This is a genomic window from Haloarchaeobius amylolyticus, from assembly GCF_042678045.1.
GTDB lineage: Archaea > Halobacteriota > Halobacteria > Halobacteriales > Natrialbaceae > Natrinema > Natrinema amylolyticus_A.
Window position 1 is genome coordinate 1 of record NZ_JBHUDI010000002.1, and the last position, 22,058, is coordinate 22,058.

Genomic DNA, 22,058 nt, shown 5'->3' on the forward strand with positions numbered 1-22,058 from the left:
ATATCCCCTCCCTGCTCGCTTCGCTCGCTGAGGAAGAGGGCTTAGCGCCTCGATTCAGCTAAATGCGTATGCGTTGTACTATCGAGGTCAATCAGATGTTTCAAGTTTGCTGATGGTCCATATCCGCCATGGACGGGCGCAATCGGCAGGCATTCCTCATCGGCATCGCCGGGGTGATCGCGGCCTTTACGATCCTGTTCTTTCTCGTCGGCGCCCGTGACGTTCTCGACTCGTTGCTGTCGGCGACATCTTCTCTGGTCGTCGTGACGTTCGCACTCGCGCTCGGCTGGCTGGCCGCCTGGAGTCTGATGTTGCGGACCGTGCTGGCCGCGCTCAGCATTGATCTCCCGGTCGGCAAGTCGTTTCTCGTCTATGCTGGGGCCGTCTTCACGAACAACGTTACCCCGTTCGGGCAGGCTGGTGGCGAACCGATCGCCGCCTTGCTCATCTCGAAGACATCCGATGCCCGCTACGAGACCAGCCTCGTCGGGATCGCGACTGTCGACATTATCAACGTCATTCCATCGATCGCGCTGATCCTCGTGGGTGTCGGCTACTACGCGACCACTGCAGCGATCGGTGAACGTCTCGAGACGGCCGTCGGCTCGGCGGTCGTCCTGATCGCGGGCATCGTCCTCGTAATGGCGCTCGTGTGGCGGTATCACCGGACGATCGTCGAGCGACTCCCCGCGCTCGTCGCGCCCCGACTCGGCCGACTCGGACTCGAGCGCTTCGACTCCGAGACGCTCGAGGAAGACATCGCCGACCGACTGGGCCGGTTCTTCGAGAACATCGAACGCGTGGCGACGGACCGGTGGCGACTGGCCGCAATTATCGGCCTGTCGCTGTGTGGGTGGCTCTTTCAGACGGCTGCGCTCACGGTCGCGTTCGCGGCGATCGGCCACGATGTCTCGGCGTATGTCCCGCTCTTCGTGATCCCGCTCGCGAACCTCGCGGGCGCTGCGCCGTTGCCAGGCGGACTCGGCAGTATCGAAGCCGCATTCGTCACGCTTCTCGTTCCCACGACTGGCGTTGCAGCGTCAACAATCACCGCGGCCGTCCTCATTTTCCGGGGCGCAATCTACTGGATGCCTGTCCTGATCGGCGGGCTGTCGGTGTCGGCGTTCGGCATCCGGGCAGTGCAATAAACCGTTGTTGGCTGACCAAGACTATCGCCGTCAGTCCCAGAGGGCGACCGATCGACCGTATGCCGGGAGAGATCTTCCGATTTCAACGCCTTGCTCTATACCCAGTCCCGCTCGTGAGTACGTTTAGTTGCTCAAGTTGGCGCTCGTCACTTGCTGTTGTAACCGATTGGCGAAAAACGGACAAACAGATATCGATTGGAGTCGGGTTAGTTCTTCCCCTGCCAGTAGACGGGCAACCGGAATCGGACGCCAGCGTCGTGGAGTTGCCACCTGAGTTCCAGGCCGACCCACATCAAGATATTAATCCGTTATTGAATGTCAGTATGGAAATCAGTGCCTGAGAAATCAACTTGGCTTCGGTTTTGCGAAACGACAGGTGGGAGGGACAGATAGCCGACGTATTTTGATAGAAGCATGTCATCGATACAGTCAATAAAAATAGTATCTATCACTCACTCCCGTCGGACATCATAGCATTTTCACTTTCATCGGTAGTGTGGACAGATCTGGCCGTCCCCTCCACGCGAGTAACTATCTGCTTGGCTCCAGAGAGACTCCCTACGGCGAGAAGGATGCCTGCGATAACGTCGATCAGTCAGTGGATGGCGAGGTACATCGTTGAGAAGACGACACAGATCGTCACGAACGACGCAATCGGGACCCACCGCGGATACTCCCGCCGCGATCGCCAGGCGAACAACATGACGACGACCGCAAGCGATGTGTCACACGACTCTCGAGACTCGTCGAAACTCCTTTATAAATTATTAATGTTTTGATAATTCAACTAGTATATGTGTATTTTATCTGTTGCTGAGGGTCTCAAGAATGGTTCTTATACACGTATTGCATTAGCCACCGGATCGTTCTGTACAGGGATTGCACTTATCCGTGCATGCGGTGTATGTCTCTCTGTATGCCCGAAGAAGTCCTGTTCAAATCAGAGAGCGGACAGAACCGAGAAGAAATCGCATCATATCTTCACAGTGTCGCTGAGAAACTCGAACAAGGCGACGCAGTCACACTCAAATCGGGTTCCGAGTCCGTGACGATGGAACCGCCAGCCCACCCGACGTTCGAGGTCAAAGCCGAACGCGAAGGGCCGACGGACGGGCCCGGTAAATTGAGCATCGAGTTCGAGCTCGAATGGGACGAGAATGGTAGTGAGGGAGACGGCGAGAGTGGCCAGTTAGAAATCGAGTGATCAGTTGCACATTGCACACGACAGTGCGTTCGCTGCAAATCCGCCGAAATCAACTGCGATGTGAAGTGGCTCGTTCTCTGACATTCCCCATGTAGTGATCCGACACGTAACTCGAGATTAGGTGTTTTGATGTGCACAGCCGTCGCCTCCCCATTCCTTTCGAAAAGTAGCCTCGATAAGCCACCGCTGTCACGCGATATGTCTCCTAACTGAAAACGGATGGGACACGACCTGATTGTGATCCGCGCTAGTCGAGATCGGCACATCCACGAAAACCCCAACTGGTTTCGTCTCTCCGATCTCTGGCTTTCGGCCACCACTCAAGCTTCGAGACACATGCTCAGTACTTCACGAAGCTGGGTAGTTGAAAAGTCTGCTTGCATGGAGTGTGCCTAGTGCCCAGCAAGCAGACAATTCAATCCACGAGGACTAATTCCTTAATTTCCTCGTCAACACGATTGACGAGGAAGTCGATCGATACTCTGCGAGAAGAGCGAAGGCTCACTTCATCAAAAACACGGTTCTGTACCACCTCCGCAAGAAGTTCGATCTAATCGGTTGAACAAGCCGGCAATACGCTGCTTCAGAAGGATGTTCTCGCTATTCTGCCTGAGCAGGTGGTGGTCGTGGCTGACCTCCACCTGCGACCCTACTATGGTGACGAAGACGAGACGAACGGCCCCTATCACTCGGAAGCAAAACGCGGAACGACTGCGTTCCACGCCTGCATCACTCTACGCGCGTGTGAAGAACAAGCGGTTCACGCTGGCAGTGCGCCGTCTCGAAGACGGCGACACTGACAACAGCGTCCTTGGAGCGTTTCTTGGTGTTCTCGATGGCTTTACTTCAGCGTCAAGGCCGTCTATCTTGACCGCGAATTCTACGACAACAAGTGTCTCAGGTTGCTTCAGGCACACAATCACCCCTACGTCATACCGATCGTCCGGTGGGGAAAGACGATCAAGCAGGAACTCTCGACTGGCTGGAGCCGAATAATCCAGCACGATCTGACGGGGAAACTCAACGGACACAGCTGGACCGTCGAGTTTCCCGTCTACATCGACTGTACCTACCAAAACGGCCGTACGACGAACATGGAGTGGCGCATCACGGCTACGCCGCTGACGCGCCGTTCATTGAGACGCCACGAGACGCTCGATACTACTACGCGAAACGCTTCGGTATCGAGGCAAGCTACCGACTCTCTGAACAGAGTGATGTGACAACTTCGATACAATATCCGGTGGTTCGGCTGTTGTACGTCGTGGTGAGTCTGCTGTTGCAAAACGTCTGGCGGTATCTGCACTGGGAATATGTGGCGACGCTCCGCCGTGGCGGGCGTCGCCTCTGGTCCTGGTCGTTCAAGGAGTTCATCAGCATGATTCGACGGGCAGCGTGGACGGCTCTCGCGGTGCGTCGGGCCGTCCCCGCAAATCGACCACCTGACGATCAGTTCTACCGCTAACCACCGACCGAGTACGCCCTCTCCCAAGTGGCAACGCTGTCGCGTCAGCGGCTGATCGCCGCCGACAGCGACAGCTTCTCACCGATCGTCGAAGAGAATCAAACCGGTCACGGTGACCAGCGACGGAACTCTGGCTTCAGACCGGCTCAGCTGAAGATGACTTGTGAGGTACTGGGAGTGACACGACAGGAAACATAGAGTTCCAAAGCGTGTTTTCGTCGCGCCTTCATTCAACGTGGGCCGAAAGGCGCAGCCATTGTCGAGCAGGTCCGAATACCGCTTTCAGAGTGATGTTCGGCCGGTCGTTGCCCGCGAAAGCTATGAGCCCTGCTCGAAACGAGATCGCCGATCCGAGCTGTCAATCTCGGAACGTTACGGCGGCTTCGTTCAGCCGCGCCGCAGTTCGGGTCGCGGCAATTCGGAGCTGCTCTCGGGCAGCACCGCCGTCGTCCCTGAGAGCGAGCGGAGGCGCTCTGTCGCTTTGCATTCGTTCCTCGTTCGTACGAGGTAACTCGAGGCGCCCGATGAGGGGAACGTCGATGCCGGGCGGACGGACCGGTTCACTGTCACCGTCTGGAGTCCCGACGGCTGGTTCGAGTGGGACGCGACCCAGAACGGGAACGTCGAACTGATCAGCCAGGTCGTCAGCTCCACCGGTCCCGAAGATGTCGTGCATCGACTCACAATCCGGACACTCGAATCCGGCCATGTTCTCGACGATCCCCACCACCGGTGTGTCGTGGCGTGCAAAGCCGACGAGGCCGCGAGCGGCGTCGTCGACCGCGACTTCCTGTGGTGTGGTCACGATGACGGCGCCGGCGATAGGGAAGTGCTGCACCAGCGAGAGGTGGGCGTCTCCGGTCCCCGGTGGCAAGTCGACAATCAGGTAGTCCAGTTCGCCCCACCGAACATCGCCGAACAGCTGCTTGATGAATTCGTCGACGAGCGGGCCCCGCCAGATAACTGGGTCGTCCTCGCCGGCGATGAACTCCATGCTCATCGCCCGAACTCCGTAGGCCTCGCGAGGGACCATCTCGTCGTCGGTCGTCGCGTTGGGTCGTCGTTCATCGAGGCCGAGAAGCGTCGGCGCGTTGGGCCCGTACACGTCGGCATCGAGTAGGCCGACTGCCGCGCCCGCATCCGCCAGCGCAACCGCGAGGTTCGCTGCGATAGTGCTCTTGCCGACGCCGCCTTTGCCCGATGCGACGGCGACGACGTTTTTGATGTCCGGAAGCATATCGACGTGCTCTCCCGGATCGGCAGCGCTGGCCCGGAAGTCGATGTCGACCGACTCGACACCGGTGACCGTCTCAGTGGCAGCCACCACGTCCGCGGCGAGCTGCTCGCGAAGCGGCTCGCTCGGTAGTGGAAGTGAGATCTCGACCGACGCCACGCCGTCGCGCACGACGATGTCACTGATACCATCGATCGCTGTGAGGTCAGCGTAGAGGTACTCAGACCCTACGCCCGCCGAGGCGATGGCTTCTCCGACGGCCGCGGCGGTATCGTCCTTCTGATCGGCGTCGGATGGCGCTGTCGGCGTCCCATCGTTCTGTCCGGCATGAGGAGTCTCGTCGGAATCGACCATCGACGGTCAGTCCTCACCCTGCAGGCCGAACTCGTCCGGATCCCATCGCTCCTTGCGGCCGACCGGGCCGTCCAGATACCAGGCGTCGTCCTCGTCGGGGTCGATCGGCGGCGCGATCGGTCGCTTGAGCCACTTCGGTCGGCGCTTCCCGTCAGGACCATCGGCTGGCTGTGTCTTCTCGACCCACTCGCGGTAGATCTCCATGGAACGGTCGGTATCGACGTAGACATCGCCGTAGTAATCGTCCGGCTTCGCCGGCTGGATCCGGACCTTCTGGTGCCAGCAGTGCATCCCCGAGATGGGGTCTGGGTGGGGTGCGTGCGTGAGATTCTGTGGAACGCCGCCGTCGGTCCACCAGACTCTGGCGGAGTCGGGATCGTCGCTCTCGAACGGCCCGATGCCGGACTGCTGGCGCATCCCCCACTTGCTGTCCTCGTCTTGCAGATCGACCGTGACCTTTCCGTAGGGGTCGCCGCCCTCGTCGAAGTCTCCGTCGCCATCACGGTCGATCTTCCACTGGCCCATGTGGTGGCTCATCGCGGCGATCCCGGGCTTGATCGACTCGGTGACCCACACTTCGTTGACGTAGTAGCCGATATCAGTCTCGACGCGCACGAGGTCGCCCGTCTCGACGCCCAGTCGCTCGGCGTCCGTACGGTGCAACCAGACCGGGTTGTTGTGCGAGATCTCCTCGAGCCATTTGGAGTTCGACGAACGGGAGTGAATCGCCGTCGGCAGGCGGAACGTCGGCACCAGCACCATCTCACCGTTCTCGTAGTCGATGTTTTCCGGATGGACGTGGCTTTTTAGATAGTGGGGGATGGTGTACTCCTCGTCGTCCCAGCCCCACTCGGCAAGCGTCTTCGAGTAGAACTGCTGCTTGCCGGTCGGCGAGGGGAACCCGCGTTTCGGTTCGCCGTCAACGACCACGCCGAGAACCTGCGTCTCGAGGTCCGCGAGAGAGCCATGCGGAACCGTATCGTACCCCTCAGGATGATCGGCCCCCTCGTCGATTTCGGCCGACTGCGCCGCCCCTTCGGGGATCGAAACGTCGGTGTCCGCATCCAGTACCCGGTGGATGGTCCCATATTCGTCGACGAACACGCCGTCTTCATCGAGCAACGCCGGATCGAGCGGCTCCTCGTGGAGTTCGTACTCGTTCTGGCTGGCTTCGAACGCCCCGTGGTGTTTCATGTACTCGAGGGGCTCCATGCCGGCCTCCTCGGCCGCTTCGACGAGGTTCTCCTCGTGTTCGAAGACGTAGCGGTAGTACTCGTCGACGGTCATCTGCGGGGGCTCGTCGGCGGCCTCGTTACTGCTCGGTGCTTCCTGCTCGGCCGCGCTGTCGTCTCGCTGTGTCGCCGCACCGCCGTTCGCCGCGGCCGTCTCGCCGTCCCGATAGGGGCTCTCGAAGTACTCCCGGATACCCAGCTCACCGTCTTCGTCGACGCGCCAGGAGAGGTCCATCCAGAACTCGTCTTCCTCCCAGACCTCGCCCGGATTGGCCTCGTAGGTGCGCTCGATGTCCTCGCCCTCGCGCTCGGCGAACTCTCGCTGGACGGGCTGTCGGTACGTGACCCACGTCGCGGCGTGGGTTTCCTGACTCTGGATATCGTGGCGCTCGGGGCTGTGACCCATCGGCAGGACGTAATCCGCGAAGTACGCCGTCTCGTTCCAAGTGGGCGTCAGCGCGACGTGCATTCCGACCTTTTCCTCGTCGCTCAGCGCCTCGATCCAGGAGAACCCGTCGGGGTAGGTATAGACGGGGTTGAACACGCGGGTGAAGTACACCGACAGCTTGCCACGGCCCTCCTTGAGGAAGTATGGCAGGAGTTGACTCATCTCGTAGTGGGCGAAGGGCCACTCCGGCGGCAACTGGAGTTCGTCCCACAGCTGCTGGCGCGGCGGCTCCTTCGGGAGTTCCGGCTCGAACTGGTGCCAAGCGTTGGGCGAGGTGCCACCTTTCGTGCCAACGCTGCCGGTGAGCACGGACAGGAAGTGCAGCGCCCGACTGACCTGCCAGCCGCCCTCGTTCCCCGACGCCGCCGAGCGCCAGATGTGGCTGGCAAACCGCGAGCCGGCGATGCCGATTTTCCGACCCACTTTCTCGATCGTGGCGGCGTCGACGCCGCTCTCGGCCTCGGCGTACTCTGGCGTGAAGCCCGCGTACGTGTCCCGAAGCACGTCGAGGTACGTCTCGAACGTCCGTTCGCGGCCGGGATGTTCCTCGTCGAGGAACTGCTGCCAGTTCACCCAGTTGGAGAGGAACTCCTCGTCATAGAGTCCCTCCTCGAGGATGACGTTCGCCATCGCCAGCAAGACTGCAGCCTCACTGCCAGGCTGGGTCGGGAGCCAATAATCGGACATGGCAGCGGTGTTCGACAGTCGCGGGTCGAGCACCGCGAGCTGACCGCCCTCCATGACGCCCTCGATGATGCGCTGGGCGTGGGGGTTGAAGTAGTGGCCGGACTCGAGGTGGGCAGACAGCAACAGGATGAACTCGGCGTTGGCGAAGTCCGCGCTCGGCCGATCGTACTTGTGCCAGAAGGCATACCCCGCCCGGGCACCCGCCGAGCAGATGTTCGTGTGGGAGTTGTGGCCGTCCAGTCCCCAGGCGTTGATGACCCGGTCCATGTATCCCTCGTGGCCGGGCCGGCCGACGTGGTAGGTGATCTCGTTTTCGCGGCCGTCGGTGATGGTCTCGCGCATCTCGGTGGCGATGTCCTCGAGGGCATCGTCCCAGGACACGCGGGTCCACTCGCCGCTCCCGCGCGGGCCGTCCCGCTTGAGCGGATAGCGAATGCGCTGGGGATCCTTGATCTGGTTGATCGTGGCCGGTCCCTTCGCGCAGTTTCGTCCCCGGCTGCCGGGGTGTTCGGGATTGCCCTCGATTTTGCGGATGTCGCCGGTCTCCTTGTCGATGTAGGTGAGTAGCCCACAGCCGGCTTCGCAGTTGAAGCAGGCCGTCGGGACGACCGAGTAGTCCTTCGGGAGGCCCTCGGACTCGTATTCGACCCAGTCGTGCCACTGCTCGGGGTCAGGGTACGAGCCGAGTTCGCCCTCCGGGGCGATGCGGTCGATGCCGTCGACGCCGCGGCGCTGTCGCTGTTTTTTCGTGTTCTCGGTGCGGTTCGAAATGACGCCGAGTCGTTCGGCGAGCTTCTCGATGCGGCTCGGATCGAATTCGTGTCCCATGGTCAGGCGAGTGAAATCGTCTGCGGAGCGGTTATCCAGCAATACTCGAAGGCGAACAGCCCAGCAAGTGCGAGCGCGCCGGCGACTGCGGCGAGGATCGGCAAACCGACGGCCAGTGCCGCCAGCGGCAACAGGATGCCGACGACGACGCCACCGACCCAGAACGCCGTCCGGAATCGGCCGCGGGTGATACGTGCGGCGGCTTCCTCGGCGTCCTCGGTCTGATGGGGCGTGAAGATCTCGGAGGCGACCAGCACGGCGTGGCCGACGAGGCCGGCACCGAGAGCCAGCGCCGACGGCCCGACCATCGCGTCGAACCACGGCACGCCAGCGACGCCGAGGATCACCAGCGTCGCGCTGCCGCCGACGACCGACTGCGTGAACATGTGCAACGGCATCGCAGGACTCTGCCAGAGGTCACGTCCCTTCGATTGGCTGAACAGGAAGGCCGTATAGACCGCCGTCGCTGCACCGAGGACGGCGGCCACACCCAGCGAAAGCGGGGTAACGATGGCCTCGATTCCGAGAAGCGCGCCCAGGACGACCAGTCCGAGGTATGCGCCAGTTGCGGAGATGATGTAGGCACCCTTCACGAGCCAGGAGTTCCAGTTCGGCCGCAACAGCACCCAGTGAAACCGCATCGGCTGCTCGAGATCCAGGATTAGGAGAACGCCGGTCGCACCCAGAAACAGGCCGCTGACGACCGCGCTCGCGCCGAAGGCGGCCACGCTGGGTTCGACCAGTCCGAACAACATGAATAGCGCCGGAAGCATGAGCATCCCGGCTGCGATCCCCTTCGTCCAGGTGTAGGAGTACACCTCCCAGCCCCAGGAGCCGTAGTGGCTCTCCCCGATGTCGTAGACCCGCGTCGCTTCCTCGTGGAGGAGTTCGTAGGCGCGTTCGGTGCGACTCTCGGTGCCCTCGTCGCGCGTTCGTCCGGACGACGCGGTGTCGTATCCCCCGTCCGACTGGTAGCCGCCGTCCGACTCCCGGTCTGCAGTCCGGACAGTCTCGGACCGCTCGACGGCTTCTCCCTCGCCACACGCACAGGAGTCACAGCCACAGTCTTCGCGCCCTCCGTCCGCGCGGGCCTCCGAATCGTCCGATCCGTCGGCATCGCCGAGCGAGACATCCGACGCCGCGAGCGACTCGGCAGCCTTCTCGAGGTCGAAATCGGGGACCGAGCCGCCTTCGGTCTCGACCTGATGGGGGGCGTCGCTCCACATGTAGTGTTCTTCGCGGGCGGTCGTCCCCGGCGTGGTACTGCCCTCGTCGCCGTCGACGTAGAACAGCTTCGGCTCGGTCCCTTTCTCGGGCTTGCGAGCCTGAACCTCCTCGCGGGAAATCGTGCGAGCGATTTCGGTGTCGGCATTCTCGAGATCGCCGGCGAGGATCGCGTCTTCAGGACAGACGGTCACGCAGGCCGGCTCGCGTCCCGTGTCGACCCGGTGGCTGCAGTAGTTACACTTCGCCGCCGTCTCCGTATTGGGATCGATGTAGAGCGCGTCGTACGGACATCCCTGCATACAGGCCTTGCAGCCGATACAGCGTTCAGGGTCGAAGTCGACGATACCATCCTCGCGTTCCCACAGCGCGGTTACCGGACAGACGTCGGTACACGGGGAGTCGTTGCAGTGGTTACACCGCATCACCGAGAAGTTGCGGTTCGTGTTTGGGAACTCGCCTTTTTCGATGTACTTGACCCAGGTCTTGTTCACGCCGATCGGGTCGTCGTGCTCACCCTTACAGGCGACCGTACAGGCGTGACAGCCGATGCATTTCCTGTTGTCGATGACGAAGCCGTAGTTCGTAATGTAGCCCACCTCCGTTGGTTCGTGGCAACAACTAACGTGCATCAAGACGGTACTTAAATCTTGTGCGAATTGTACAATATACCGAATATGAGGCACGAAATCGGGACACGACCAGCGCTGGAAACGCAGTATACCGGTTATGAATCAATCATCTCAACCAGAAAGAAGCGGTGACAACGCGAACACTAATGTCTATGGTAGAGACTATCACGCAATTTTCAGAAGTGCGAAACTTTAACCACTTGTTCATAATAGGCACAGTTGTGCGAGGCCGGCAAGACACATGAGTACGGACTACGACATCACCGAAACGGTCGACGTGAAAGGGCAGAACTGCCCGCTGCCGGTTGTGAAAGCAAAGCAGGCAGTCGACAGCCTCGAGTCGGGAGACGTCATCGCGGTCATCGCGACGGATCCCGGGAGTGTATCCGATATCGACGGGTGGGCGAGCTCGACGGATGGCGTAGAGCTCCTCGAACAAGACGAGGGTGACGAGGACGGCGAGACAGTCTATCGACACTACGTCCGGAGGACGGAGGCATGAGCACTGATTCGTCGACAGAGAAGACGACGGCGGACTCGAGTACAGCGCATCTCCAAGAGCAAATAAACGAACTCCGGGAGGAGCTCGCCGCAGTGAAACGCGATGATGACGGCCAAAAGCGGATGACCATCATCGCAACGAAAGGCACGCTGGACATGGCGTACCCGCCGCTCATTCTGGCGAGTACGGCAGCGGCGTTCGGTTGGGACGTGACGGTCTTCCACACGTTCTGGGGCCTGGAGATGCTCCACGAGGAGCGCTCGACGGAACTCAAGTTGAGTTCCGTCGGGAACCCGAACATGCCGGTGCCGAACGTACTCGCCGCGCTCCCCGGCATGGATCGGATGACGACGTGGATGATGAACCGCCGCATCGAGGACAACGACACGGCCACCATCGAGGAGCTCATTGACACCTCCCTCGAGATGGGCGTCGAGCTACAGGCCTGCCAAATGACCCAGGATCTGATGGATTACGACGAAGAGGAGTTCTACGACGGCGTCACGACAGGCGTTGGCGCGGCGACTGCACTCGAGCACATGGCCGACGCGGACATTCAGCTACTCGTTTGATATGACATCCATCGACAAGATCGGCATCATTGTGTACAGCGACGATCCGAAAAGCCTCGCCATGGCGATGAACCTCGGGCAGGTCGCCCTGGCGATGGAGACGGAGGTGGTCGTCTACTTCACGTTCGACGGACTCACACACCTGCTGTCGGGCGAGAAGGACCTCGGTGACTTCGAGCGGATGGTCGAGGCGGGCGTGCCCGATCCCTACGAGATGCTCGAGGACTTCGTCGAAACTGGCGGCGACCTCGTCACGACCGTCGCCTGTACGACCACCATCGACATGCTCGACTGGGATCAAGACGAGATGGACGAGTCGATTACGACCGAATTCGCCGGGGCAGCCGCGTTCCTCGACGAAACGGCGGACGCCGCCCACGTGTTCAGTTTCGGGTAGCCGGACTGCCGGCTGTCCCGGGTAGACACCACCGCACACGCGTGCTTCGGTCGCCATCCGAAGGACGCCGAGACACGCTCGAGGAGGGAGTAGCAGGGAGCTCGCAGTATCGCGATTGAGACGACAGGCCAGAGCGGGTTACACCATCTCCTCAAGCGAGCGGACGGTGTCGGACATGAGCCACGCGGTCTCGCTATCTGGCTCTTCGAGACAGATCGCGTAAAACGAGTCACGGCCGTCGTCGACGGTGATCCGGTAGCCACGACTGACTAGCGCCTGCTCTTCGCCAGCGCAGGGTTCAGGGGAGGTCACATCCGTCCTCAGGGATACCAGCGGATAACGACCGCGATTTGGACGAACGGGTCCACACACCACTACTGTCTCCTGACGGACGACCCTGCTCGAACGCCGATCACAGCGCTGTCGCGCGATCCATCACGGATAGTTGCATCGAGAGATATCGTTAGATAGGGTCGACGGACTGTTCAACGAGTACGGTGCTTTCACGGCACGGGAACACCAGCGGGGGTACTTCAACCAGTCAATCGATAATTGGTTCAAATCGAGTCATGACCGAGTTCCCGATCACAGACGACGACGGACTCGTGCAGTGTGCCTGTGAGGCAGACGAGATTCTTCGGCTGCTCGCCGACGCCTCCCGACGACGGGTTGTCGAATCGTTAGCGAACTATGAGGACACCTGGATTCACCGCGAGCAACTCGCACAGCGGCTAGCGGGATCGCACGAGGAGGAACCCATCAATAACTGGGAACGAGACCTTCACCACGTCCACTTACCGATGCTCGAAGACACGGGGATAATCGAGTACGACAGACAGGAGGGAACGGTACGGCACTACCAGTGTGACGGGCTCGCGGACGTCCTCGACGCAGTCGAGCCGGAGTAGCTCGCAGCGAGGAGGCGACGCAGGACGACGCTCGAGTCCGCTATCCGACCGTCAACACGGGAATCGGCGAGCGCCGAACGACGCGGGCCGTCGTGCTGCCCAGTAATCGGCCGGTCCCGACGGTCCGGCCGCGCGTCCCCATCGCAACGAGGTCGGCGTCGACCGCCGACGCCGACGCGAGGAGTTCGTCTGCCGGCTTCCCTCGACGGACAGCGGTCGTCACGGAAAGGTCCCGGTCGCGTGCCATGGCCGCGACCGTCTCCGTCGCCTTGCGGCCACCCTCTTTGAGGGAGCCGATGATGCTCCGTGGCGCGTCCTCGAGATCATACGGCGTCGGATCGACCACGTAGACGACGTGTACGTCGGCGTCGTATTTCTCTGCGATGTCGAGTGCCGTTTCCGCGGCGCGGTCGGCGGCGCCGCTTCCATCGGTCGGAATTACCACTTGCTCGTACGGACCGGTCGCCGGTTCTGTCTCGCGGTCGTCTCCCAACCGGACCGAAAGCACTGGCACGTCAGCGAGCATGAGGACGCGTTCGGTCGTACTCCCCAGTCGCGCCCGATCAACGCCGGTCCGGCCGTGTGTCCCCATCACGATGAGATCGGCGTCGTGTTCGTCCGTGTACGCGAGAATCTCTTCGTGGGGGGATCCCTCACGCACCTCTCGAGCGGCCGCCAGGTCAGCGTCCTCAGCACGATCAGTAATCCGGATCGTCGCCTCGCGTCCCCGTCGTTCGGATGGTGCGTAGAGTTCCTCGCGGTCTGCACCGGCGATTCCGGTCGGCTCAGCACCGGTGTCGACGACGTAGAGTGTATGCATGGCCGCGCCGTATGTCTGGGCCAGTTCGATCGCGTGTCCGATCGTCGCCTCGGCACCAGCGCTGCCGTCGGTCGGGACGAGCAACGTGTTGAACATAGCCACACGTTTACGCCGAGTGGGTATCAAACGCACCCACACGTTCATCAAGCGTGACACGACATGGCAGTGCTGGCACGGGAACGATGGGACCTCACCGAACGACGGTGACCGGAACCGGGGCGCGACGAACGACGGTCTCGGCAACACTCCCGTAGAGGGGGCGTCGTTCGTCCAGCCGTCCGTGAGAGCCGAGAACGACGTGATCGATATCTTCAACGGTCGCGTACTCGACTACGAGTCGCTTCGGATCGCCGATGTCCGAGTCGGTCGCGACCGATCGGTCGTACTCGTCGGCGATCTCGGTGACCTCCGCAAAGAGGCGATCGGTGGCATCGTCGACGGCACTGTCCCACGCGTCCGTCCCGATCATCGGTTCGTACGTCGAACCGGTGTCCTCGAGCGTCCCGTACTCTGGCCTGAACAAGTCGACGACGTGGTACGCGACGATCGTCGCGTCCGGAAATTCCCGAAACGCGTGCCGAAGCGCGTCGAACGATAGCGGCGAGCCGTCGACTGGGACGAGTACTGTCCGCGACATACGTACTGCTTTCCCACGGAGTGCTATAACCTCCTGGGGCACGTACACGCTCGAGATGGCCTCGATCGAGCTTCCCGATCCCGAAACCGACGGGTCGACGAGCGTCGAACGGGCGATCGCGACCAGAGAAAGCCGCCGGTCGTTTGCCCAGACGCCGATCGACATCGACGACATAGCCCAGCTCCTGTGGGCGGCCCAGGGACGAACGCACGTCCGAGACGGCGTCGAATTACGCGCCGCGCCGAGCGCCGGTGCGACGTATCCGCTCACCGTCTTTCTCGAGGTCGCGCCAGCCGGAGACGAGGACCTCGAGGCGGGACTATACCGGTACGAGCCGGCGCGACACACACTCGAACGCGAGCGCGAGACGGCCGTCCACGACGATCTCACGGCCGCGGCGCTCGACCAAGCGGTCATCGCGGAGGCCCCGATGACGATCGTGATAGCGGCGGCATACGATCGAACGCGACGGCAGTATCCGGCCCACGGCGAGCGGTACGTCCACATGGAGGCCGGACATGCCGCGGAGAACGTCCACCTCGTCTGTGAGGCACGAGAGCTGAATACCTGTCCTGTTGGCGCGTTCGACGACGATGACGTCACAACTGCGCTGTCGCTGTCGGCGCAACTCGAGCCGCTGTATCTGTTGCCGGTCGGTCACCGACCGGCATCCGGGTGACAGGGCGGCTCGAGCGATAGTGCTGGCAGCTCGTCGCCGGCGACAGGTGTACGATCGGTGTCTGACCCGCATTCTCGCACGGCCGGGAGCCCCCCACCATTATTGGGTGCGGCGACGAATGAAGAGGTAATGTCAGCGACGACTCAGACGATCGATTCGGTGTTGGTACCGACGGACGGGAGCGATGGTGCTCTCGCAGGTGCAAAGCGTGGGATAGACCTGGCTGCGACAGTGGACGCAGAGCTCCACGTCCTCTCAGTCGTCGACACGACGGAACTCGAGAGCGTTTCATCCGTTTTCGACTCCGACACGACGGCGGACGAACGGACAGCACTCGAAGACGCCGCCGAAGAAGCCGTCGAAACCGTCGTGACGACGGCACAGGAACGAGCACCCGATCTCGCGGTCACCACCGCGGTCGAAGAGGGGAAGCCGTTTCAGTGTATCGACGACTACGCCGATGCATCCGAAATCGATGTCATCGCGATGGGCACGAAAGGCCGCGCGGGACTCAAGCGGGTCGTCCTCGGAAGCGTGACCGAAAACGTCCTTCGGACGGTCGATGTCCCGGTGCTGGCTGTCCCGCCAGCGGCAATTGACGGGTCACTCACTCCGGAAACCACCGAGAACGTGCTCCTTCCGACGGACGGCAGCGAGGGCGCAGCGGCCGCCGTCGACTGGGGTGTGCACCTCGCGGACGTGTTCGACGCAATGGTGCACGCGCTTTACTCGGCCGACACGAGCCGGCTCACGATGGGATCGGAACCGAGTACGATCCTCTCCGAACTCGAGCAGGCAGGCGAGACCGCACTCGAAGCGGTTCGTGAACGCGCGAGGGAAACCGGTGTCAGCGTCACGGGAACCGTCGCAAACGGCCCGCCGGCGAGGGTGATTCTGGACTCCGCCGACGACACAGGGGTCGATCTCATCGTGATCGGAACGCACGGGCGCTCGGGGCTCGAGCGACATCTGCTCGGCAGCGTCACGGAAAACGTCGTCCGGAGTGCTGACGTGCCCGTGGTTTGTGTGCCGATGCGCGAACGCGAAGAGGAAGGAGAATAGATAAAATAGTACTAATAGATACAATAGTTGCAATAGGTAGAATTTGTGAGATAGGCCAAATGGGAACGGGTCGTGGCGATCGAACGACTGCTCGCTATAATGGCTCCCCAATTGAAGGTCAATTCGTATGGCGGTTCCCGCATAGGACAACGTGTTCATGGCGACCGTCGAGACAGTCCTGTCCTCGGTTTTCAGTACGATTCCTGAACTTCATTCCGGCCAACTTGGTCTCCTCGCCGGTCTCCTCGTCGGTATCCTCTATTGGCACGAGTATCGCCGCTCGTCGTTCGGGCTTCTCACGGGCTGCTACCTGCTGGCACTCGGTGTCGTGCCCGGATCCACGAGAGGGCTGTACGTGGTGCAATCACAGCCGTGGTATTTCTGCTCGCTGCTGGTTCTCACGTCGCTCGGCGCGATCGGTGGACGTGCCGTCTGGCAGTGGGTCTCGCGATCGCTCCAGTCTCGATCGCCGACGATCGAACGCCAGTTGTCTGACAGTGAGACGGGTGACGGCGCCAACCGAAATCGGATCTGATCGTCGTCCAACGGGACGCTGGCCGTCGGCTACCGATAGCGACCCGAAAACGGAGTCGTTACGCCGGCAACGGAACCGGCAGTGAATTGAGCCACAGGAATTTAGCCGTCACTGGTGAAGCGGACGTATGTCCGACGCCAACGGCGGCTGGGTCGCGCTCTTTTCCGGCGGCAAGGAGTCCTCGTGGGCGCTCTCTCAGGTCGTCGAGTCCGGCCGTGACGTCCGCACACTGGTCGTCGTCCAGCCGCCAGAGACATCGCACATGTACCACACGCCCGCACAGCCGGTGATACGACTGGCCTCCCGCAGCATCGGGCTTCCCGTCGTCGAGGTCGGACTCCCAGTCACCGACATGGAGCCGCCCGATATGCAAGCGGGTGTCTCAACGGAACAAGACGGTGAGCGGGAGGCACTCGAGCCAGCCCTCGAGCGACTGGACGCCGAATTCGACGGCGGCTTGCGCGGGATCGTCGCTGGGACGGTCGGGAGCGACTACCAGGCCGATCGACTGCAGTCGATGTGCGATCGCATCGGCTGTGAGTTCGATGCCCCACTGTGGCAAGCGGATCCACGCGACCTCGCGGAGAGCATGATCGACGGTGGGCTGACGATACGCATCGCCGAAGTCGCAGCGCCTGGCTTCGACGAGTCGTGGCTCGGCCGACAGCTCGATCACGACGCGCTGGCAGAACTGGCGACGCTTCACCACGAGTACGGCGTTCACGTGCTGGGTGACGGCGGCGAGTACCAGACGATCGTCACCGACGGCCCACACATGGCCCGTCCCATCGCGCTCGAGTTCGAGCGGGAGTGGTACGGCACGTGGGGCCGGATCCGAATCACCGACGCCTGGCTCGACCCGCCTCCGTCAGCAGACGAGGACAGTACCTAAAGAACAGTCTCGCGACATCGAGGGCCAGCCAGGTGCAGATTCCGATGGGTCTGCAACCCGAGCCAATCACTCGAGAGACGAGCCGTTCGCCTCGGGAGCCCGAACAGTGAGCACGGGTGCCGGTGCGGTCCGAAGTACGCGCTCCGTGACGCTGCCAGGCAGTTCTCGAGCGTGACCGTCGCCGCTCCGTCCGTGTGTCCCCATGACGAGCAGGTCCATCCGCTCCGTCTCGGCGTACGTGGCGATCTCCCTGTGGACCGTTCCGACAGTGACCGCCGTGTGAATCTCGACGCCGGTTTCGGCCGCGTTCGCTGCCGTCTTCTCGAGGGCCGCTCGAGCGTTTTCCTCGAGACGGTCGATCAACCGATCGGTTTCGACGTCGGACCCGTAGCGTGTCACGCTGACGACCGAAAGCAGATCGAGCCGTGCCCCCGTGTCCGCTGCCACCTCGAGTCCGAGATCAAGCGCTGCGTCCGCGTGTTCGCTGCCGTCCGTGGGCACGAGGATCCGCTCGTGCGGGTAGACCGTTCGGACGTCGTCGCTCGCTCGAACGACGAGCACGGGCACCGATGCATCGCGGACGACACCCTGGGTTTCGTCCCCCAGTGCCAGCCGGCCGACTCTCCGTCGTCCGTGTGATCCCATCGCGATCAGCTCGATATCGTGCGTCGTAGCGTACTCGAGAATCCGTTCCCGCGGCGTCCCTCGCTGGACGTCGCTCACGACGGACACGCCGGCGGCGGTCGCCCGCTCACGAGCGGCAGCGAGGATCTCGTCACCCGGCGCAGCCGCTGGACGGTGGTCGCCGTCGGTGTCGTCGCCATCATCGGTTCGCTCGTCGACGAAGAGGAGATGAATGGTTGCCGATGCCGACGCGAACTTGGCCGCAAACTCGAGCGCAGCGGTGGCAGGACCACTTCCATCGGTCGGGACGAGCAGGCGATCGAACATACGTCCCATTCGGTCGGTGATCACTTACACCTATCCTGTCCGTATGCGGCCGTCGCAGCGAGCAGCAGTACAGTGACGAGACGACGTTTACCTAAAATTCAGGCGCTACTGCCCCGTCCTCAAGGAGCAACGCAGGCCGAAGCCGAGTAGCGCAGTAGGGCGGGGATACAGCGCCGTCATCGTCTCACATACACTCCACAACGACCGGCCCACAGGCCAACCGAAGCGTTTATTTCTACTAATAATATATCTACATCTTATATGGGGCAGTTCACAATCAACGGCCACGAAGTCGTGGACGGCGACGTAAAAGCCACCGGCAACGGCGCTCACGTCTACGTCCCGAAACGCTGGCGTGGCGCAGACGTAAAAGTCGTCCGTACTTCTGACCCCGACGACGAATAGATGAACTACAACTACAGGTATCGGCTGAACCCGTTCGACGACCTCCGCGAGCGGTTAGCGTGGACTGTCGATACCTGTAGACAGGTCTACAATCATTTCCTCCACCACCTCAACAGACACGACGACACGTCGGCGTACTCCGAACAGAAACGCCTACCAGACCACAAGAAGTGGTGGAGTGACCTGCGAGACGTTCACTCGAAGGTGCTTCAGAAAGTCGTTCAGCGGTTATACGATAACCTCTCAACGCTCAAGGCTCGCAAAGAGAACGGCTACAACGTTGGGAAGTTGAAGTGGAAAGCACCGGGAGAGTACCAGTCGTTCACCTACAGTCAGTCCGGCTTCAAACTCAAAAACACGAGTGGCCGGACTCGACTGTGGCTCTCGAAGATTGGTGACATTCCCCTCATGTTCCACCGTGACCTTCCCGACGACGCCACCATCAAGACCGTCACGGTCAAACGCGAACCCACCGGCAAATGGTACGCCATTCTCGGCGTCGAAACTCCCGACGACCCACCCGAGAAACCCGACGAAGTGACCGACGCAGTTGGTATCGATGTAGGTGTCCTAAAATACGTCCATGACAGCGATGATCTCGCCGTCGAGTCGCCGGACCTTTCGGATGAACGCGAGCGGTTGGAACGTGCCCAACGCAACCTCTCGCGGAAAGAACATGGGTCGAACAATTGGGAGGAACAGCGCAAGACGGTTGCCCGCCGACACGCCGATTTGAAGCGAAAGCGACGTGATTTCCTCCACAAACTCTCGGCGTACTACGCCCGTGAGTACAACCTTGTAGCGGTCGAGGACTTGGACGCGAAGGGACTGGTCGAACTTCCGGGCAACTCGCGGAACCGAGCTGGAGCCTCGTGGGGAACGTTCCTCCGAATACTCGAATACAAGTGCGAGCGTGAGGGGACGTATTTCGTCGCCGTAGACCCGCGAGGAACGACGAAAGAGTGTGCGTCGTGTGGAACAGAGACGGACAAACCGCTGTGGGTGCGCGAGCATTCGTGTCCGTCGTGTGGGTTCGTGGCGGACAGAGACGCGAATGCGTCGTGGAACATTCTTTCTCGCGGTCTCGACAAAGTAGGGACGGGCTGTCCCGAATCAACGCCTGTGGAGACTGCGCTCCCTACGGACACCGATTCGGTGTCTGCAAAGCGCGTCGTGGAAACAGGAAGCCCCACCTCAAGGAGCGAACCGCGTCAGCGGTGAGCGAGTAGGGTGGGGAGGAAGTCACTGTCTAAGCTGATCGTGATCGTCCCATACGACAGACTGCGTCCGCCCAGGTGTGCAGTGACGGACAGTAGTTCCGACAACAGTTGCACAATGAGACAGCTCGCCGTAAAAAAGACGGTGTTAGCCGAATAGCTCTCCGAGCCCTTCACCCGAAGCGCCTTCGTCTTCATCTTCGTCTTCGTCCGGTTCCTCCTCGGGTGCCTCTTCTTCCTCCGCTTCCGCCTCCGTTTCTCCAGCTTCCCCAGCGGGTGCAGCGGGTGCCGGCGCACCGACCGCCGCCTCCGAGACGGCTTCCTCGATGTCGACGTCCTCGAGCGCGGCGACGAGTGCTTTCACGCGGGACTCCTCGACGTCGACGCCGGCCGCGTCGAGCACGTCCGTGAGGGTGTCTTCGCTGATCTCTTCGTCCGATTCGTGCAAGATGAGGGCTGCGTATACGTACTCCATGGCGATCACCGGTCCCCGAAGTCGATCCACGGATACTCACTGGCGAGACGTAGGACTCGACCCCGGTCGAGCACCCCCTACGGTAACGAAACACATAGTCGCTCCGTTGATCATGAAACGTGACAAACACACGATCGGACAGACCAGTCGTGCGACTACTTCAGCGGGATACCCCGATTTGACAGGCTCGTGGATCGGGCCACTCAGCGAGCGCGTCGAGTACGTCGTACCCGAGAAATTCGAGACGATGGTCGACATCCACAGGGCCGTCGGGAATGCGATGCGCGCCGGCGACTTCTGGGAGTCCAGTCCGACAGGCGCCCAGCCGACGGAGAAACACGCCTGAGTGTCTCTCGAGTTGACTCACGAAAGAATTTGACGATGCCGAGCGTACGTCGTGTGCCACGGTGTCGAACGACTGTGGCCCCACTGGAGGAGATACCCATGACAGCAATCGCCAGACTCGAGATCATTCCGGTACGAGAGGAACAGATGTCGGACCAGATCGCCGCCGCGATCGACGCGCTCGATCAGTTCGACATCTCGTACGAACTCACGCCGATGGACACGGTCATCGAAGCCGACGACGTGAGCGAGATCTTCGACGCCGCAGCGGCCGCACACGAAGCGATCGACGAAGACCGAATCATCACCTCATTGGAGATCGACCACCAGCCCGATCGCGAGCAGCACACGGCAGACCGAGTGGCGGCGGTCGAACACGAACTCGGCCGAATGCCACAAGGATAGCGACGAGGCGATGGCAACCGAATCGGTACCGTCAGCGACCGACCGCGTCTTTTTCGTCACGGATCTTCCGCGACGACCCACCAGTAAACGTCTTTCTCGGGATGGCGTCACTCGACGTGTTCGCGAAGCTGTTCACCGGTGTCGAAGTCGTCTCCGCAGAAATTGCAGTGGTGATAGTGCTTCGGCGACATCCGGTGGGTACGACAGCAGTCTCGATGAATCGGGGGGGCAGTGGGCCTGAGAATCGTCAGCAAAACGAGGGCCCCAAAGCGTATTCATCGCTGGCCGTTCACAGATGGCGCATGGCATCCCGGATTCTGGTCGCGTTCGACGAATCGCCGCAGGCAACCGCCGCGTTGCATCACGCGCTGTCGACGTACACTGACGCCGAGATCCACGTCCTCCACGTACGCGACCCACAAGAATGGGTGAGTGCTGACGGCCTCAACGGCTTCTACTCGGAGACGGCCTACACCCAGTCACAGGAGTCCTCCGAACGGCTCCTCGAGGAGGCGACCAAGATCGCAGCGGAATACAATGCAGACCTGAAAACAGACACGACGGTCGGAACGGCGGCGGCGTCGATCGTCCGGTATGCAGAGGACCACGACATCGACCATATCGTTCTCGGGAGTCACGGGCGCCGCGGGCTATCGCGATTCTTGCTCGGGAGCGTCGCCGAACGGGTCGCTCGTCGCTCACCGGGGTCCGTGACGATCATCCGCGAGGAACAGCCGGCCGACACGACGTAGGGCCGATGTCTGGTTTCCGGTCGGTACCGCACGTCCTCGAGTGTCACA

At 61.6% G+C, this 22,058-nt stretch carries 23 protein-coding genes and 2 pseudogenes; 16 read left to right on the plus strand and 9 right to left on the minus strand.

Going from position 1 to position 22,058, the window contains the following annotated elements; translation table 11 throughout:
* The first annotated feature begins 128 nt into the window (after positions 1–128).
* The gene (locus ACFR99_RS02750) at positions 129–1,148 is read left to right on the plus strand and encodes a lysylphosphatidylglycerol synthase transmembrane domain-containing protein (protein WP_390284172.1); all 1,020 of its coding nucleotides are present in this window, start codon (positions 129–131) and stop codon (positions 1,146–1,148) included.
* Between the two features lie 448 nt (positions 1,149–1,596).
* Here the strand turns inward: ACFR99_RS02750 and ACFR99_RS02755 are convergent.
* Positions 1,597–1,881: pseudogene (locus ACFR99_RS02755) on the minus strand (phosphatase PAP2 family protein); the annotation flags it as partial.
* A gap of 183 nt (positions 1,882–2,064) precedes the next feature.
* Between ACFR99_RS02755 and ACFR99_RS02760 the strand changes: the two are divergent.
* A complete protein-coding gene (locus tag ACFR99_RS02760) occupies positions 2,065–2,352 on the plus strand; it encodes an amphi-Trp domain-containing protein (protein ID WP_390284174.1) in 288 nt (95 codons plus the stop codon).
* Between the two features lie 388 nt (positions 2,353–2,740).
* A pseudogene (locus ACFR99_RS02765) lies at positions 2,741–3,817 on the plus strand (ISH3 family transposase).
* A gap of 358 nt (positions 3,818–4,175) precedes the next feature.
* On the opposite strand, the gene ACFR99_RS02770 reads toward ACFR99_RS02765, so the two are convergent.
* The 3 genes from ACFR99_RS02770 to ACFR99_RS02780 are packed head-to-tail and all read right to left on the minus strand — an operon-like array spanning position 4,176 to position 10,456.
* Positions 4,176–5,405, minus strand: coding sequence for an Mrp/NBP35 family ATP-binding protein (locus ACFR99_RS02770; protein WP_390284176.1), 1,230 nt, complete (start codon positions 5,403–5,405; stop codon positions 4,176–4,178).
* Positions 5,406–5,411: 6 nt separating this feature from the next.
* A complete protein-coding gene (locus tag ACFR99_RS02775; RefSeq protein WP_390284178.1) occupies positions 5,412–8,600 on the minus strand; it encodes a molybdopterin-dependent oxidoreductase in 3,189 nt (1,062 codons plus the stop codon).
* A gap of 2 nt (positions 8,601–8,602) precedes the next feature.
* Entirely contained in the window at positions 8,603–10,456 is a 1,854-nt protein-coding gene (locus tag ACFR99_RS02780) for a 4Fe-4S dicluster domain-containing protein (protein WP_390284180.1), read from the minus strand.
* Between the two features lie 241 nt (positions 10,457–10,697).
* On the opposite strand from ACFR99_RS02780, the gene ACFR99_RS02785 reads away from it, so the two are divergent.
* From ACFR99_RS02785 to ACFR99_RS02795, 3 genes are read left to right on the plus strand one after another with little or no spacing between them, the layout of a single operon-like run.
* The gene (locus tag ACFR99_RS02785; RefSeq protein WP_390284182.1) at positions 10,698–10,958 is read left to right on the plus strand and encodes a sulfurtransferase TusA family protein; all 261 of its coding nucleotides are present in this window, start codon (positions 10,698–10,700) and stop codon (positions 10,956–10,958) included.
* Positions 10,955–11,530: a DsrE/DsrF/DrsH-like family protein gene (locus ACFR99_RS02790; RefSeq protein ID WP_390284184.1), complete on the plus strand. Its 576-nt coding sequence runs from the start codon at positions 10,955–10,957 to the stop codon at positions 11,528–11,530. Before ACFR99_RS02785 ends, ACFR99_RS02790 begins: the two co-directional genes overlap by 4 nt.
* Position 11,531: 1 nt before the next feature.
* Positions 11,532–11,927, plus strand: coding sequence for a DsrE family protein (locus ACFR99_RS02795; RefSeq protein WP_390284186.1), 396 nt, complete (start codon positions 11,532–11,534; stop codon positions 11,925–11,927).
* Between the two features lie 138 nt (positions 11,928–12,065).
* On the opposite strand, the gene ACFR99_RS02800 is transcribed toward ACFR99_RS02795, so the two are convergent.
* Positions 12,066–12,239, minus strand: coding sequence for a hypothetical protein (locus ACFR99_RS02800; protein WP_390284188.1), 174 nt, complete (start codon positions 12,237–12,239; stop codon positions 12,066–12,068).
* Between the two features lie 257 nt (positions 12,240–12,496).
* Here ACFR99_RS02800 and ACFR99_RS02805 point away from each other — a divergent pair, with 257 nt between their 5' ends.
* Complete coding sequence (locus ACFR99_RS02805) at positions 12,497–12,835, plus strand: DUF7344 domain-containing protein (RefSeq protein ID WP_390284190.1); 339 nt, start codon at positions 12,497–12,499, stop codon at positions 12,833–12,835.
* A gap of 40 nt (positions 12,836–12,875) precedes the next feature.
* Here the strand turns inward: ACFR99_RS02805 and ACFR99_RS02810 are convergent, their stop codons facing one another.
* Complete coding sequence (locus ACFR99_RS02810) at positions 12,876–13,751, minus strand: universal stress protein (RefSeq protein WP_390284192.1); 876 nt, start codon at positions 13,749–13,751, stop codon at positions 12,876–12,878.
* A 94-nt stretch (positions 13,752–13,845) separates the two neighbouring features.
* Positions 13,846–14,292 carry a universal stress protein gene (locus tag ACFR99_RS02815; protein ID WP_390284194.1) on the minus strand — a complete coding sequence of 149 codons (447 nt, stop codon included), beginning with the start codon at positions 14,290–14,292 and terminating at the stop codon, positions 13,846–13,848.
* Positions 14,293–14,347: 55 nt separating this feature from the next.
* Between ACFR99_RS02815 and ACFR99_RS02820 the strand changes: the two genes are divergently transcribed.
* The 4 genes from ACFR99_RS02820 (at position 14,348) to ACFR99_RS02835 (ending at position 17,460) form a co-directional block, all read left to right on the plus strand.
* Positions 14,348–14,971 carry a SagB/ThcOx family dehydrogenase gene (locus ACFR99_RS02820; protein WP_390284196.1) on the plus strand — a complete coding sequence of 208 codons (624 nt, stop codon included), beginning with the start codon at positions 14,348–14,350 and terminating at the stop codon, positions 14,969–14,971.
* Between the two features lie 129 nt (positions 14,972–15,100).
* On the plus strand, positions 15,101–16,033 hold the full coding sequence (locus ACFR99_RS02825; RefSeq protein WP_390284198.1) for a universal stress protein: 933 nt from the start codon (positions 15,101–15,103) through the stop codon (positions 16,031–16,033).
* A 157-nt stretch (positions 16,034–16,190) separates the two neighbouring features.
* The gene (locus ACFR99_RS02830; RefSeq protein ID WP_390284200.1) at positions 16,191–16,568 is read left to right on the plus strand and encodes a hypothetical protein; all 378 of its coding nucleotides are present in this window, start codon (positions 16,191–16,193) and stop codon (positions 16,566–16,568) included.
* 127 nt (positions 16,569–16,695) lie between these two features.
* On the plus strand, positions 16,696–17,460 hold the full coding sequence (locus ACFR99_RS02835; RefSeq protein WP_390284202.1) for a diphthine--ammonia ligase: 765 nt from the start codon (positions 16,696–16,698) through the stop codon (positions 17,458–17,460).
* A gap of 66 nt (positions 17,461–17,526) precedes the next feature.
* On the opposite strand, the gene ACFR99_RS02840 is transcribed toward ACFR99_RS02835, so the two are convergent.
* Entirely contained in the window at positions 17,527–18,411 is an 885-nt protein-coding gene (locus tag ACFR99_RS02840; protein WP_390284204.1) for a universal stress protein, read from the minus strand.
* A gap of 261 nt (positions 18,412–18,672) precedes the next feature.
* Between ACFR99_RS02840 and ACFR99_RS02845 the strand changes: the two genes are divergently transcribed.
* Both ACFR99_RS02845 and ACFR99_RS02850 read left to right on the plus strand, forming a co-directional pair.
* On the plus strand, positions 18,673–18,816 hold the full coding sequence (locus ACFR99_RS02845) for a DUF2080 family transposase-associated protein (protein WP_138781446.1): 144 nt from the start codon (positions 18,673–18,675) through the stop codon (positions 18,814–18,816).
* The gene (locus tag ACFR99_RS02850; RefSeq protein ID WP_390284206.1) at positions 18,817–20,037 is read left to right on the plus strand and encodes an RNA-guided endonuclease InsQ/TnpB family protein; all 1,221 of its coding nucleotides are present in this window, start codon (positions 18,817–18,819) and stop codon (positions 20,035–20,037) included.
* A gap of 144 nt (positions 20,038–20,181) precedes the next feature.
* Here the strand turns inward: ACFR99_RS02850 and rpl12p are convergent, their stop codons facing one another.
* On the minus strand, positions 20,182–20,508 hold the full coding sequence (gene rpl12p / locus ACFR99_RS02855; protein WP_390284208.1) for a 50S ribosomal protein P1: 327 nt from the start codon (positions 20,506–20,508) through the stop codon (positions 20,182–20,184).
* Between the two features lie 178 nt (positions 20,509–20,686).
* On the opposite strand from rpl12p, the gene ACFR99_RS02860 reads away from it, so the two are divergent.
* The 3 genes from ACFR99_RS02860 (at position 20,687) to ACFR99_RS02870 (ending at position 22,010) form a co-directional block, all read left to right on the plus strand.
* The gene (locus ACFR99_RS02860) at positions 20,687–20,854 is read left to right on the plus strand and encodes a DUF5785 family protein (protein WP_390284210.1); all 168 of its coding nucleotides are present in this window, start codon (positions 20,687–20,689) and stop codon (positions 20,852–20,854) included.
* A gap of 98 nt (positions 20,855–20,952) precedes the next feature.
* Complete coding sequence (locus tag ACFR99_RS02865; RefSeq protein WP_390284212.1) at positions 20,953–21,258, plus strand: thiamine-binding protein; 306 nt, start codon at positions 20,953–20,955, stop codon at positions 21,256–21,258.
* 302 nt (positions 21,259–21,560) lie between these two features.
* Positions 21,561–22,010 carry a universal stress protein gene (locus ACFR99_RS02870; RefSeq protein WP_390284214.1) on the plus strand — a complete coding sequence of 150 codons (450 nt, stop codon included), beginning with the start codon at positions 21,561–21,563 and terminating at the stop codon, positions 22,008–22,010.
* Positions 22,011–22,058: the final 48 nt, after the last annotated feature.

Coding starts and splice junctions, on each gene's coding strand:
- ACFR99_RS02795 (WP_390284186.1), top strand. CDS start 11,532: ATGACATCCATCGACAAGATCGGCATCATTGTGTACAGCGACGATCCG.
- ACFR99_RS02865 (WP_390284212.1), top strand. CDS start 20,953: ATGACAGCAATCGCCAGACTCGAGATCATTCCGGTACGAGAGGAACAG.
- ACFR99_RS02775 (WP_390284178.1), bottom strand. CDS start 8,600: ATGGGACACGAATTCGATCCGAGCCGCATCGAGAAGCTCGCCGAACGA.
- ACFR99_RS02835 (WP_390284202.1), top strand. CDS start 16,696: ATGTCCGACGCCAACGGCGGCTGGGTCGCGCTCTTTTCCGGCGGCAAG.
- ACFR99_RS02780 (WP_390284180.1), bottom strand. CDS start 10,456: ATGCACGTTAGTTGTTGCCACGAACCAACGGAGGTGGGCTACATTACG.
- rpl12p (WP_390284208.1), bottom strand. CDS start 20,508: ATGGAGTACGTATACGCAGCCCTCATCTTGCACGAATCGGACGAAGAG.
- ACFR99_RS02790 (WP_390284184.1), top strand. CDS start 10,955: ATGAGCACTGATTCGTCGACAGAGAAGACGACGGCGGACTCGAGTACA.
- ACFR99_RS02870 (WP_390284214.1), top strand. CDS start 21,561: ATGGCATCCCGGATTCTGGTCGCGTTCGACGAATCGCCGCAGGCAACC.
- ACFR99_RS02815 (WP_390284194.1), bottom strand. CDS start 14,292: ATGTCGCGGACAGTACTCGTCCCAGTCGACGGCTCGCCGCTATCGTTC.
- ACFR99_RS02770 (WP_390284176.1), bottom strand. CDS start 5,405: ATGGTCGATTCCGACGAGACTCCTCATGCCGGACAGAACGATGGGACG.
- ACFR99_RS02810 (WP_390284192.1), bottom strand. CDS start 13,751: ATGTTCAACACGTTGCTCGTCCCGACCGACGGCAGCGCTGGTGCCGAG.
- ACFR99_RS02785 (WP_390284182.1), top strand. CDS start 10,698: ATGAGTACGGACTACGACATCACCGAAACGGTCGACGTGAAAGGGCAG.
- ACFR99_RS02760 (WP_390284174.1), top strand. CDS start 2,065: ATGCCCGAAGAAGTCCTGTTCAAATCAGAGAGCGGACAGAACCGAGAA.
- ACFR99_RS02850 (WP_390284206.1), top strand. CDS start 18,817: ATGAACTACAACTACAGGTATCGGCTGAACCCGTTCGACGACCTCCGC.
- ACFR99_RS02805 (WP_390284190.1), top strand. CDS start 12,497: ATGACCGAGTTCCCGATCACAGACGACGACGGACTCGTGCAGTGTGCC.
- ACFR99_RS02825 (WP_390284198.1), top strand. CDS start 15,101: ATGTCAGCGACGACTCAGACGATCGATTCGGTGTTGGTACCGACGGAC.
- ACFR99_RS02845 (WP_138781446.1), top strand. CDS start 18,673: ATGGGGCAGTTCACAATCAACGGCCACGAAGTCGTGGACGGCGACGTA.
- ACFR99_RS02820 (WP_390284196.1), top strand. CDS start 14,348: ATGGCCTCGATCGAGCTTCCCGATCCCGAAACCGACGGGTCGACGAGC.
- ACFR99_RS02750 (WP_390284172.1), top strand. CDS start 129: ATGGACGGGCGCAATCGGCAGGCATTCCTCATCGGCATCGCCGGGGTG.
- ACFR99_RS02830 (WP_390284200.1), top strand. CDS start 16,191: ATGGCGACCGTCGAGACAGTCCTGTCCTCGGTTTTCAGTACGATTCCT.
- ACFR99_RS02840 (WP_390284204.1), bottom strand. CDS start 18,411: ATGTTCGATCGCCTGCTCGTCCCGACCGATGGAAGTGGTCCTGCCACC.